Genomic DNA, 12,421 nt, shown 5'->3' with positions numbered 1-12,421 from the left:
ATAATGAACATATTCATATATGGAGGCGTTTTCCGACGATGGATTTTCAGTTGCACATTCGGGTCATCCCTGATTTCCCACAACCGGGGGTGTCGTTTAAAGACATCACGCCTCTGTTAAAGGATGGACGGGCATACCGGGCCGCCATCGACTCCCTGGTTTCCCTGGCCCGGCCCTTGGCGCCTGAGATCGTCGTGGGTCCCGAGGCCCGGGGATTCGTCATCGGTGCCCCCGTGGCATACGCCATGGGATTGGGTTTTGTTCCGGTGCGCAAAGCGGGCAAGTTGCCTGCGGAGACAGTTTCCGTGGTGTATGATTTGGAATATGGAAGTGATCGCCTGGATATTCACAAAGACGCGTTGCGGCCGGGGCAGCGGGTGTTGGTGGCGGATGATCTTCTGGCTACCGGCGGCACCATTCGCTCGACGATTCGGTTGGTGGAGCAGCTGGGGGCGGCGGTGGTCGGCTGTGTTTTTCTTATTGAATTGACCGAGTTGGAGGGACGGGCGAAACTCGCCGGCTACAATGTCCTATCACTTGTCCAGTATTGAGTCGGCCGAAACGGCCCCGAGAAAACCGGATCCGGCGGAGCGGGCCTTCGATCTTCTTTGCGAGAAAGTGCGCGGCTATGCCGAAGAAGGGGAGATTGCGCGTTTGCGCGAGGCCTTCGCCTTGGCCAAAGCGGCGCATGCGGGTCAGAAACGCAGCTCTGGGGAAGATTACATCCTTCACCCCATCGCCGTAACGGAGATCCTGGCCGACCTCCATCTCGATGGAACGACGTTGACGGCTGCGCTGTTGCATGATGTGGTCGAAGATACGCCAGTGACGTTGGAGGAGATCGGGAAGCGGTTCGGGCCGGAAGTGGTGGCCTTGGTGGACGGCGTGACGAAGTTGCGCCGCATTCAGTACGCCACCCGGGAGGAGCAGCAGGCGGAGAACCTGCGGAAGATGCTTTTGGCGATGGCCAAAGATATCCGGGTGATTCTGATTAAACTGGCGGACCGGCTTCACAACATGCGGACCCTTCGCCACGTTCCCGAACAGAAGCAGATGCGGATCGCGAAGGAGACTTTGGAGATTTTTGCACCCCTTGCCCACAGGCTTGGTATCTCCCGGATTCAGTGGGAGCTGGAAGACCTTGCGTTGCGCTACCTGAATCCTCAGCAATACTATCGCATCGCCAATCTGATGACCAAGAAGCGCCGGGAACGGGAAGCGTACATCCAAAAGGTCATCGACACGTTAAAAGAAAAGTTCGTTGAGCTGAACATTAAAGCGGACATTTCCGGTCGGCCGAAACACATCTACAGTGTATATCGAAAGATGGTCAACCAGAATAAGCAGTTTGGCGAAATTTATGACTTACTGGCAGTTCGGGTGATTGTCGACAACATTAAAGACTGTTACGCGATTCTTGGCGTTGTGCACACGTTGTGGCGCCCTTTGCCGGGCCGGTTCAAGGATTACATTGCGATGCCAAAACCCAACATGTACCAAAGCCTCCACACCACCGTTGTCGGCCCCCAAGGAGAGCCCCTGGAGATCCAGATCCGCACCTGGGAGATGCACCGCACGGCGGAGTACGGGATCGCCGCCCACTGGCTCTACAAGCAAGGCGGACGGACCTCCGATCCTTCCTTTCAGCAGAAACTCGCTTGGTTTCGGGAGATTCTCGAATGGCAACAAGATTTTCGCGATGCCCAGGATTTTATGGAGACGTTGAAAGTCGATCTGTTCTCCGATGAAGTGTTTGTCTTCACCCCCAAAGGGGATGTGGTGGCCCTGCCCACGGGCTCGGTGCCCATCGATTTTGCCTACCGGATCCACACGGATATCGGAAACCGGTGTGTGGGCGCCCGGGTGAACGGCCGCATTGTGCCCTTGGATTATCGGTTGAAAACCGGGGACATTGTGGAAATATTGACCTCCAAGCACAGTTACGGCCCCAGTCGAGATTGGCTTAAGATTGTAAAATCGTCCCAGGCCAAGAGCCGGATCCGCCAGTGGTTTAAAAAAGAGCATCGGGAGGAGAACGTCGGAAAAGGGAAGGAACTCCTGGAGCGGGAGTTGAAGAAACACGGGATCGAATGGGCCGACGTTCCCGAAGCGGTTTGGCAAGAAACTGGGGAGAAACTCCATTACAGCAAGGCTGAAGATCTGTGGGCGGCCGTGGGATACGGCGCCGTGGGGGCCCAGCAGGCGGTCGGTCGGGTGCTGGAGCGGCTGCGCAAGGATGAGCGCAGCACCCCAGCTCTCATACCCGGGGACGGCCGGGAGCGCAAAGGGGATAAATCGAGCTCGGGAATCCGGGTAAAAGGGGTGGATAACCTGCTGGTGCGCTTTGCCCGGTGTTGTAACCCGGTCCCTGGGGATGAAATTGTGGGTTACGTGACCCGGGGAAGGGGCGTGTCGGTCCACCGGGCGAACTGTCCGAATTTGAAACAGCTGTCCCAGTCCGAGGGCCGCATGATTGATGTGTCCTGGGAAAGTTCTCCGGAGATTTCCTACAATGTGGAGATTGAGGTGACGGGGCTTGACCGGTGCGGTCTCATTAATGACGTGATGAACGCCGTGGCGGAGACCAAGACCGATATCACGGCGGTAAACGGAAGGGCGGACCAGCACAAGATGGCGATCATTCACCTGAGCCTCAATATCCGGAACGTCGATCATCTGCACACGGTGATCGAGAGGATTAAGCGGATTCGAGATATTTACACAGTGCGGCGGGTGGTTCAGTAGTGCGGGCGGTGGTACAACGGGTCTCCCGGGCCGAGGTGCGGGTGGAAGGCGAAAGGGTGGCCCACATTGGCAAGGGGCTCCTGGTGCTCATCGGCGTCTCCAGGCAGGATGGGGAGGCGGACGCGGTTTGGCTGGCGGAGAAGTTGGCTGGGCTCCGGGTTTTTCCGGACGATGCGGGGAAAATGGGGCGATCGGTTCTGGATGTGGGGGGCGCGGTCTTGTCGGTGTCCCAGTTTACGCTCCTCGGGGATTGCCGGAAAGGGCGGCGGCCAGATTTTACAGGGGCCGCGCCGGCGGAGACAGCCCTGCCTCTGTATGAGCGGGTGAACGCCCACCTCCGGGAGAAGGGGGTGAGGGTGGAGACGGGCGTTTTCGGAGCCCACATGGACGTGGAGCTGGTAAATGACGGGCCTGTGACGTTATGGTTGGACAGCAGGGTCTGAATGTTTCGGCTGCCAGGAAAGGAGGAAGGGGAGTGCGGGTCGAGCGGCTGGTGATCAATGAGATGGGCACAAACTGCTATATTGTCTCCGGGGGAGACGGCGGCGCGGTGGTGATCGACCCCGGAGGCTCGATCGAACCCATCGAGGAGTACCTTCAAAAACGAGGATTGGTCGTTCGGGCTATTCTTCTCACCCACGGCCACGCGGATCATCTCATGGGCTTGGAAGCGCTCCGGGAGCGCACCGGAGCACCGGTGTACGTCCACGAAGCGGATGCCGAGATGCTCACAGACCCCGCCAAAAACCTCTCGGCTTTCATGGGTCGGCCGGTGGTCTGTCGACCTGCGGAGCACCGTTTAAAAGACGGAGATGTTCTTGAGATCGGGGGGCTGATGGTCAAGGTTCTTCACACCCCGGGTCACACGCCTGGGGGAGTCTGCCTGGACATCGCGCCCCAGGGGGCCTCGATTCGCCCGAAGGTCGTTTTTACCGGGGATACGTTGTTTGCCGGGTCCATCGGCCGGACGGATTTTCCCGGGGGCAGCTACGAGGTCCTGCTGGCTTCGATCCGAAAGTCGCTCTTGCCCTACGAGGATGACACGGTGATCTATCCGGGCCACGAGGAGGACTCCACGATCGGTGACGAGCGCCGGTACAATCCATTTTTGCGGGATGAGGAGGGCGTGCGGTGAGTTTACATAAGGAATGGATCGAATGGTCGGCAGCCGGTGCCCGGCGGCGGGGGTATGCCGTATGGCTGGAACGGGCGACCTTGCCTCTGCCTGTGGTGGTGGTTATTCAGGAGATCTGGGGTGTGGATGGTCACATCCGGGATATGACCGAGCGGTTCGCCAAGGCCGGGTATCTCGCGGTGGCCCCGGACCTCTATGCCGCCGATGGTGCGCGTCCCCCGGCGATGGCGGAGGAGCGGATTGAAGCGGTGAAAGAGTTTTTGGACACGCTTCCACCTGAGGCCTGGGGCAGCCCGGAGAAACGAGACGAGGCGCTGGGGCGGCTGCCCGAGCCGTCGCGCACCGAGATCGCCGAGACCCTCCAGGCGCTGTTTGGCGGGATGGCTTCGAATATGGAGACTTATGCCGAAATCCTCGACGGCTTGGTTTCGCATCTTGCCGGGTTTGAAGCGTCTCGGGGAAAACCCGTGGCTTCGGTGGGGTATTGTATGGGCGGGGCGCTGTCCGCCCGGTTGGCGGCCCGGCGGCGGGACCTGGCGGGAGCGGTGGTGAACTACGGGCGGTTGCCGGACGCCGAGACGGCCAAGGGAATCCAGTGCCCGATGATCGGGTTTTTTGCCGAGTTGGATCCGGGGATCACCGGTCAGGTTCCGGACTTTACCGAGGTCATGCAGCGAAACGGGAAAGCGTGGGAGGCGCACGTGTACCCGGGTGCGAAGCACGCCTTTTTCAACGACACGCGGGGCGCGTACCACGTCGAGGCGGCCATGGATGCCTGGGTGCGGACGCTGGAGTTCTTCCGCAAAGTGCTGTGGGGGAAACACAGCTGAGGTGACGGAAAGAGGCTTACTGCCTCTCCCGGCCCAATAGCTGGGCGGCTTTCCGTTCATATAGCCTGTAGTCCGCCTCGGAATACAAAACAAAGACAACTTCCCTCACACTCGACTTGCCGGGTAAGTGCTCGGCCACCGTGCTGATGGCGATGGTGGCCGCTTCTTCTTTTGGATACCCATAGACCCCCGTGCTGATGGCGGGAAAGGCGATACTCTTCAGACCGTGGGCATCGGCGAGGGACAAAGAGTTTACATAACACGATCGTAAAAGTTCAGCCTCTCCAGCGGAACCCCCTCGCCAAATCGGCCCCACGGTGTGGATGACATGGGCGGCCGGGAGGCGATACCCCTTCGTGATCTTCGCCTGGCCGGTGGGGCATCCCTTGAGTGTTCGGCACTCCTCAAGCAACTCCGGCCCCGCAGCCCGGTGGATGGCCCCGTCCACACCACCTCCGCCGAGCAGCGAAGAATTCGCCGCATTGACAATGGCATCAACGGCTAGCTTCGTAATGTCCCCTTGGTGCAACCGGATCAGGCGATCTCCCAGTGACCGAATCCACATCGCACGACCCCGCCCCTTTCCCTAAATTCTGACAGGACGCGCTCCGCCATCATCGATGGGCGATACCCCCATTGCCGCGAAGAATGGGGGTATCCCCTGCGTCCTCCGATCATCCTGGAATCTTGGTTGTCGCGTTTTCGAGAATGGGAAACTCGCTTTCCCTATTGATGCAGCGCGGTCCCACCCTTTCGATTATAACACGGTCAACCAGTAGGCGACCAAGGACAGCACCACCGAGGCCATGAGCATCGCCCCCAGGGGCCGGGCCGCCCGACCGAGCAACTGCCGCAACTCCACATTCAGCCCCAGTCCCACCATGGCCGCGGTGAGGAGCCAGGACGCCACAGCCGACACGGCGTTCAAAAACGCAGGCGTCAAGGGCGCGTAGGTGGTGATCACGCTCGTGGCGACAAAACCGAGGAGAAACCATGGAAAAGTAAATGCCGCCCGGTCTGTCGATCTGCCCCGGCGGCTCAGCCACCCGAGCAGTACCAGGGACAAGGGCACCAGGAGCGCCACCCGCCCGAGTTTGGCCAGGATCGCCTCCGCCAGGGCGCCCTGCCCGGCGGGAGCCGCAGCCGCGGCCACATGGGCGATCTCGTGTAAACTGGAACCGGCCCAGAGGCCAAACTGGAGATCGCTGATGGGCAGCCAAGGCCGAATCACCGTATACGCGATGGTAAAAACCGTTCCAATCAAGGCCACAAGCCCCACTCCGGCTGCCGTATCTTCGTCTCGGGATTTCAACAGTGGCGCGACAGCGGCGATGGCCGCCGCCCCGCAAACCCCCGTGCCCACCCCGAGGAGAAAAGACAGACGGCCATCCGCCCGAAACCAGCGGGCAAAAAGAGCGGTCAGGGCAATGGCGAGAACCACGCTTGCCAAATCTTGTAGGATCATGTGCCATCCCTGATGGGCGATCATGGCGATGTTCACCCGAAACCCGTACAGAATAATGGCCAATCGCAGCAGAACTTTAGAAGAGAATTGGATCCCGCTGACCAAGAACACGGGGTATCCTGCCACCTGTCGGTAAATGACCGCCAGGAGGATCGCCAGGACCATCGGTCCGAGACGGCTTAATCCGGGTAGTTCCGCGAGCGCCGTGCCCGCCGCCGCCACGGCAAAGGTAAAAAGCACGCCTGCTACCAATCGACCCGTTGGCTGCAAAGACCTCGGTATGCGCCGGTAAAATGGTCTGTGGGAATCCGCTCCGGTCGCGTGGTCCGCGGCGATCGATTTTGCTTCGTTCACTTTCGTCCCCCCTGTTCTTGTGGATGATTCGATCGCTCTCCAGAATACGCGAGGAGATTCAATAAGTAAAATAAATTGTTTTTATCCGATTGATGTATTTATATTATTATAAAATGAAAATAATAGGTGTCTATCTCGACATCACCCGAAGCTTCCGTCCCGCCAATGTCACCACGCCCCCGCTCCACTCTCGCAGCAACCTATTGGGAGGGATGACCCCATATTCGCACGCACCTCCGGACGGCAACAGCCCCGGCCCCGATTCCCAGAAACACTAACGGCATCTCGGCGACATTGTAGCGTCCAAATACAAAGTAGACGCTGTACACAACTGTAAAATACCCGAGCACCATGGCGATGAAAAGCATTTCCCCACGATTGTGCCGGTTGAGCGCCAGATAGAGAAGTCCGCCTGCCACCCCGCCGACCACTGCCAAATGGTGGAGGACCACCACCGTCTCCGGGCTAATTCTGAAAATCTCGATCCAGTAAAACGTTCCGCCCCACAAGATGATCGGTTTGCGAAGCAGATAGCTGTACAGGAGAGACCCGGGGCTGCTTTGCCACCACTCCCGCAGTCGTTCCACGGCCACTTCTTTTTGGACTTGCATCCACGTGAAAGAATCGGCGTTCGGGTATTCGGTCTGGAGACGCTGAAGGAGGGCGGACAAAGGCTCGTGGTTCGGGTACCCCACACCTTGGTACGTCCCCATTAACAGGGGATTCCCATCGCCGGCGGTCAGGGGGATAAACTGATGATAATGGACATAATTGCGCACCCACCACGGCCCGAGAACGACAAGAATCGCGACAAGGGCTATGGCCGCCTGGCGAATCATTAGAGGAAAAGGGTACCTTTTGAACAGCAGATACACGAACAACACCAGCGGATACAGGGCGACCGTGGCTTTGAAGAAAAGCGCAACAAGGTAAAAGAACAACAAGGCATAAAAATACACCGGTTTGCGTTTTGACGCCAGTTTCACCGAAAAGTACACCAAATAGATCAGACTCGTCATAAATGGGGTTTCCGTTAACAACAAATTATCGGTTAAAATCTGCTCAACCGAGACGGCTAACAAAAGCGCCGCTATCAAACCCGCCGCCTCGCCGAAACAATACCGCCCCAGCAAATAAATCCCATAGATCCCGGCCAGGCCGATGAGGATCGTGGCGATTTTAGCAGCATACACACCGATGGTTCCCGTTCCGAACAACCAGAAGATCGCGGCTAACAAAAATGGCTGTCCCGGCATGATTTTCACCGTCGGGTCGAGTTCGAATCGCGCGGGCTCGGAGGGGCCCCGGTAGGTCAAGGTGCCAGTTTGCAGGAGTCGGATCGCACTGTGAACATACCCTTGATCATCGCTGTGGAGCGTGAGGCTCAAACCGTACGTCATTAAGGCGGTGATTCGGAGGACGAATGCTAGCAGGATGACCCATCCGATCCATCGCGGCCATCGAATCATCGACTGATCCCTCCCGTCGATCGAAATCGGATTACCGTTCTCATACACTGATTTGAATTGTAGTCAAGTTTGCCGCGGAATTGTACCTAAAGGATACCGCTTTTCCTCCAGAATTTCGGTAAATCGTCAGGAACTCCTTGCCACTCCTACCCCCCGGTGTATGGATAAGCCGAATCAATCCCGCTAAGGTGAAAGTATTGGAGGAACTTATCACGGGTTGGAGGCGTCTCCCATGGATCATTCTCTGCTGATCTTCGCGACCGTGGCCAAGACTCGTAATTTTTCCCGGGCCGCCGAAGCCCTTCACATGACTCAACCAGCTGTCAGCCTGCAGATCCAAGCTCTTGAACAGAAGTTTGGCGTCAAGCTTTTGGAACGCACCAACCGGACCGTGCGATTGACCCGGGCTGGGGAAATTCTCCTGGACCGGGCCGAAGAGATCCTCGAGTCCTATCGAGAACTCGGCCTGATTATGGACGACCTGGTGCAAGGGGAAGGGGGCCATCTCGCCATCGGGGCGAGCTATACCTTTGGAGAGTATGTCCTTCCCCGGATTCTGGCACAATTCTGTAAGCGTTACCCCAAGGTATCTGTGGCGATCACTATCGAGAATACCTCTCAAGTGGCCGAGGCCATCCTGCGGCGAGAACAGGATGTGGGGATTGTGGAAGGGGGGCTGCATCATTCAGATCTGGAGGTGTTGCCCCTTTTTGAAGACGAGCTTCGCGTCGTCGTTCCCGCCAGCCACCGGCTGGCTGGCCGCGCTGAAGCGACGCCGGAGGAGTTGGCTGGGGAAAGGTGGATTCTGCGCGAGCATGGCTCCGGAACCCGGGAGGCGGCCGATAAAATGTTCTCGGCAACGGGACTTGTTCCTGCGGCCCTCGTGGAACTCGGGAGCACGCAAATCATCAAAGAATCGGTGGAGGCCGGCCTCGGGGTTTCCTTGCTTTCGACGTGGACCGTCGTCAAAGAAATCCGCTTGGGGACCTTGAAAACCCTGCGACTTCACGAGTTTCCGATTCTTCGCACGTTCTCTGCCGTGCTCCATCGCACCCGTTATCACATCCGGGCCGTGGATCATTTTATTGCCGTTTTGCGGGAGGAATCGGAGACCATTCGTCGATTTGGCACCAGCCGATGGGAGAATGAGATTCAGGAGGGCGGATGCACGCCCATCATGAAACGCGCCGGCATCGAAAAGGAGGCCCGCCCTGGGCCGAATGATGGCCAGGGCGGGTGAAAGTTTTGTGGCCAGGGAGATTTTAGACGAACTGCTCCTCTTCGGTGGAACCGGTGAGCGCCGTGGTGGAGGAAGTCCCCCCGGAGATGACCATGCTCACCTCGTCAAAATACCCGGCTCCGACCTCCCGCTGGTGTTTGGTCGCCGTGTACCCGTGCACTTCGGCGGCGAATTCCCGCTGTTGCAGCTCGGCGTAGGCGGCCATGCCGCGCTCTTTGTACTGCCGCGCCAGATCGAACATGCTGAAATTGAGGGCGTGGAAACCAGCCAGGGTGACGAATTGGAACTTGTATCCCATCTGTCCCAACTTTTTCTGGAAGTCGGCGATGGCGGCGTCGTCCAGTTTCCGCTTCCAGTTAAAGGACGGCGAACAATTGTAAGCCAACAGCTTGCCCGGGAATTTTGCATGAATCGCCTCGGCGAACAGGCGCGCCTCTTCGAGGTTCGGCTCCGAGGTTTCGCACCAGATCATGTCCGCGTACGGAGCATAGGCGAGTCCCCGGGCGATGGCCGCCTCCAGCCCGTTGCGCACCCGGTAGAATCCTTCGGAGGTGCGTTCGCCAGTGATAAATCCTTGATCCCGCGGGTCGATGTCGCTGGTGATCATCGTGGCCGCCAACGCGTCGGTCCGGGCCACCAAAATCGTCGGCACCCCCATCACGTCCGCCGCCAACCGGGCCGCGGTCAAATTCCGGATAGCCTGGGAAGCAGGGATCAGGACCTTGCCTCCCATATGGCCACACTTTTTCTCGGCGGCCAACTGATCTTCAAAGTGGACGCCCGCCGCTCCCGCCTCGATCATCGCTTTCATCAGCTCATAAACGTTCAGCGGCCCCCCGAATCCAGCCTCGGCGTCTGCCACGATGGGCGCAAACCAGTAGATATCATCTTTGCCCTCCATGTGGTGGATCTGATCCGCCCGTTGCAGAGCCTGGTTGATCCGTTTAACCACGTGGGGAACGCTGTTGGCGGGGTACAAGCTCTGATCCGGATACATCTGCCCGGCGAGATTGGCGTCCGCCGCCACCTGCCAGCCGCTCAGGTAGATTGCTTTGAGTCCGGCTTTGACCTGTTGCACCGCTTGATTCCCGGTCAAAGCCCCCAGGGCGGGAACGTAAGGCTCCGTATGGAGCAGATGCCACAGGCGCTCGGCTCCCATCCGGGCCAGGGTGTGCTCGATTCGAATCGAGCCCCTAAGCCGTAGCACATCTTCCGCCGAATAGGTCCGAACGATCCCTTTCCACCGGGGATCTGTTTCCCAACTGCGTTGCAACGCTTCCGCTTCTTGCTTGTCGATCATCGGCGAACATCCTTTCCCTTGTGAAAATATTCCTGATCCGGTTAGTCAATCGATCAAATCGTACCCGGGCAAGGTTAAAAATTCGGCGAAGGAATCGCTGGTGGTCAAGCGGCTGAACAGTTCGGCGGCTTCCGAGTACCGTCCACCGGCGAATCGGTCTTCTCCCAGCTCCGCCTTGATCTTGTTCAACTCCTCGTCCAAGACTTGACGGAACAACTCCACCGTGACCTTTCTCCCGTCCTCCAGCACCCCGCGGGGGTGGCGGATCCACTGCCAGACCTGGGCCCGAGAGATCTCCGCCGTGGCCGCGTCTTCCATCAAGTTAAAAATCGGCACGGCTCCGGATCCCCGCAGCCAGGCTTCGATATATTGAATCCCCACACTGATGTTGGTGCGCAAGCCCTGCTCGGTGATCGGCCCCTCGGGTACCTGGATGAGGTCGGCCGCCGAAACGTGTACGTCTTCCCGCTTGCGATCCAGTTGGTTCGGCGTGGGCATCAACCGGTCAAAGACTTCCATTGCCACAGGCACCAGCCCGGGATGGGCCACCCAGGTCCCATCGTGGCCATCTGTCGCTTCCCGCTCCTTGTCCGCCCGCACCTTGGCGAAGGCCTCTTCGTTGGCGGCCGGATCGTTTTTGACCGGGATCTGCGCGGCCATCCCCCCGATGGCCATCGCCCCGCGACGGTGACAGGTCTTAATCGTCAACTGCGTGTAAGCCCGCATGAAAGGCGCGGTCATGGTCACCAAGCCGCGGTCCGGCAGAATCACCTCGGGGCGGTTCCGAAAGCGTTTGATGAAGCTAAAGATGTAGTCCCACCGGCCGCAATTGAGTCCAGCGGCGTGATCCCGGAGTTCATACAGGATCTCGTCCATCTCGAAGGCCGCGAGGATTGTCTCGATCAACACCGTGGCTTTGATGGTGCCCCGGGGAATCCCCAGGCGATCTTGGGCCACATTGAACACATCGTTCCACAGGCGGGCCTCGAAGCGATTTTCCATTTTGGGAAGGTAAAAGTACGGCCCTGTCCCCCGCTCCAGCAACTCCCGGACATTGTGAAAAAAGTACAGGCCGAAATCAAACAGGGCGCCGGAGATCGGTTCGCCATCGACCAAAACGTGCTTCTCCGGCAGGTGCCAACCCCGGGGCCGCACGATCAGGACTGCCGTTCGATCCTTCAGCTCGTACCGCTTGCCTTCCGGGCTGACGTACCGGATCGTCCGGCGCACGGCATCCCGGAGATTGATCTGACCCCCGACGGTGTTTTCCCACGTGGGGGAGTTGGCGTCTTCAAAATCCGCCATAAAGGTTTTGGCGCCGGAGTTCAGGGCGTTGATGACCATCTTCCGGTCTCCAGCCGGGCCGGTGATCTCCACCCGGCGGTCCAGAAGGTCGGCCGGGATCGGTGCCACCGTCCAATCCGCCTGGCGAATGTCGGCAGTCTCAGCCGGAAAATCCGGCATCTGACCGCCGTCGATGGCCGCTTGGCGCTTCTGTCTTTCGGCCAGGAGTGCCTGGCGCCGACCGTTGAATTGACGGTGGAGATCGGCGACGAACTCCAGTGCCGCAGGAGTCAAGATTTCCCGAAAGGATTCGTCAACAGGTGCGGTGACCTGGACGCCATCAGGGTACGCGACGGTTTCTGGCATGGTGTCCCTCCTTTTCGTATATTGATACACACATCGAAGGAAATAACTGTTATAGTACAGGAGGGGCACAGTCCTCCTCCTGCGGCCGGGCCTCACCCCCGATGGTTCTCCCCAGCCAGGGCCCTAATACGGGGCGCCCGGCGGCATCTGAAGTATAACACAGGATCAATTTACGCATCTATTATAACACAGGTGACCGATCTGCCAAGAGGTGAACGCAAAAAAACGGCGCA

The 12,421-nt window shown here is 58.8% G+C and carries 11 protein-coding genes; 6 read left to right on the top strand and 5 right to left on the bottom strand.

The genetic code is table 11. From position 1 onward, the window contains the following. Positions 1 to 38: 38 nt before the first annotated feature. The 5 genes from K6T64_RS04570 to K6T64_RS04550 are packed head-to-tail and all read left to right on the top strand — an operon-like array spanning position 39 to position 4,710. The gene (locus tag K6T64_RS04570; RefSeq protein ID WP_288008741.1) at positions 39 to 551 is read left to right on the top strand and encodes an adenine phosphoribosyltransferase; all 513 of its coding nucleotides are present in this window, start codon (positions 39 to 41) and stop codon (positions 549 to 551) included. Further along, the gene (locus tag K6T64_RS04565; RefSeq protein ID WP_232059700.1) at positions 526 to 2,745 is read left to right on the top strand and encodes a RelA/SpoT family protein; all 2,220 of its coding nucleotides are present in this window, start codon (positions 526 to 528) and stop codon (positions 2,743 to 2,745) included. Before K6T64_RS04570 ends, K6T64_RS04565 begins: the two co-directional genes overlap by 26 nt. After that, complete coding sequence (gene dtd / locus K6T64_RS04560) at positions 2,745 to 3,188, top strand: D-aminoacyl-tRNA deacylase (RefSeq protein WP_170099573.1); 444 nt, start codon at positions 2,745 to 2,747, stop codon at positions 3,186 to 3,188. The genes K6T64_RS04565 and dtd overlap by 1 nt, the downstream gene beginning before the upstream one ends. A gap of 32 nt (positions 3,189 to 3,220) precedes the next feature. Continuing rightward, positions 3,221 to 3,880, top strand: a complete 660-nt coding sequence (locus tag K6T64_RS04555) for an MBL fold metallo-hydrolase (RefSeq protein ID WP_288008739.1) — start codon at positions 3,221 to 3,223, stop codon at positions 3,878 to 3,880. Beyond that, on the top strand, positions 3,877 to 4,710 hold the full coding sequence (locus tag K6T64_RS04550) for a dienelactone hydrolase family protein (protein ID WP_100668192.1): 834 nt from the start codon (positions 3,877 to 3,879) through the stop codon (positions 4,708 to 4,710). The genes K6T64_RS04555 and K6T64_RS04550 overlap by 4 nt, the downstream gene beginning before the upstream one ends. Positions 4,711 to 4,726: 16 nt before the next feature. Here the strand turns inward: K6T64_RS04550 and K6T64_RS04545 are convergent, their stop codons facing one another. From K6T64_RS04545 to K6T64_RS04535, 3 genes are all read right to left on the bottom strand, one after another. Beyond that, a complete protein-coding gene (locus tag K6T64_RS04545) occupies positions 4,727 to 5,275 on the bottom strand; it encodes an O-acetyl-ADP-ribose deacetylase (protein ID WP_288008737.1) in 549 nt (182 codons plus the stop codon). Positions 5,276 to 5,467: 192 nt separating this feature from the next. Further along, positions 5,468 to 6,529, bottom strand: a complete 1,062-nt coding sequence (locus K6T64_RS04540; protein ID WP_100668190.1) for a YeiH family protein — start codon at positions 6,527 to 6,529, stop codon at positions 5,468 to 5,470. A gap of 200 nt (positions 6,530 to 6,729) precedes the next feature. Next, positions 6,730 to 7,998, bottom strand: a complete 1,269-nt coding sequence (locus K6T64_RS04535; RefSeq protein WP_288008736.1) for an ArnT family glycosyltransferase — start codon at positions 7,996 to 7,998, stop codon at positions 6,730 to 6,732. A gap of 232 nt (positions 7,999 to 8,230) precedes the next feature. Here K6T64_RS04535 and K6T64_RS04530 point away from each other — a divergent pair, with 232 nt between their 5' ends. Then, positions 8,231 to 9,238, top strand: coding sequence for a LysR family transcriptional regulator (locus tag K6T64_RS04530; protein ID WP_170085973.1), 1,008 nt, complete (start codon positions 8,231 to 8,233; stop codon positions 9,236 to 9,238). 22 nt (positions 9,239 to 9,260) lie between these two features. Here K6T64_RS04530 and aceA read toward each other — a convergent pair whose 3' ends face one another. Both aceA and aceB read right to left on the bottom strand, forming a co-directional pair. After that, complete coding sequence (gene aceA / locus K6T64_RS04525; protein WP_288008735.1) at positions 9,261 to 10,538, bottom strand: isocitrate lyase; 1,278 nt, start codon at positions 10,536 to 10,538, stop codon at positions 9,261 to 9,263. A 45-nt stretch (positions 10,539 to 10,583) separates the two neighbouring features. Then, entirely contained in the window at positions 10,584 to 12,188 is a 1,605-nt protein-coding gene (aceB, locus tag K6T64_RS04520; protein ID WP_288008733.1) for a malate synthase A, read from the bottom strand. Between the last annotated feature and the right edge of the window lie 233 nt (positions 12,189 to 12,421).

The sequence above is a fragment of the Kyrpidia sp. genome (genome assembly GCF_023512215.1).
GTDB lineage: Bacteria > Bacillota > Bacilli > Kyrpidiales > Kyrpidiaceae > Kyrpidia > Kyrpidia spormannii.
This window is presented reverse-complemented; position numbering and strand designations above follow the sequence as displayed.